Genomic DNA, 308 nt, shown 5'->3' on the forward strand with positions numbered 1-308 from the left:
AAGGGGTGTTAGCGCCCGCGGATGCGTGGGTCGAGCGCGTCGCGCAAGCCGTCACCGAGATAGTTCACTGACAGAACCGTCAAAGAAATCGCAATACCGGGGAGCAGAACCCGTTCGGGGTATTCCTCCATCCGCACAACAGCATCGGCGAGCATCTTGCCCCATGTGGGGAAGTCAGACGGGAAGCCAACACCAAGGAAGCTTAGCGCGCTTTCGGTGATAATCGCCGTTGCCAGACCCAAAGCCGCCGACACCAAAATCGGCGACAGCACGTTGGGCAACAAGTGACGGCGGATGATCTTGCCGGG

Annotated in this window: 1 protein-coding gene; it reads right to left on the reverse strand. The window is 59.7% G+C overall.

Annotated elements, in window-relative coordinates; translation table 11 throughout:
• Positions 1–8: 8 nt before the first annotated feature.
• On the reverse strand, positions 9–308 hold a 300-nt coding region (locus AC5EFR_RS23405; RefSeq protein WP_493578092.1), incomplete at its 5' end, for an ABC transporter permease.

It is taken from the genome of Pelagimonas sp., from assembly GCF_058892305.1.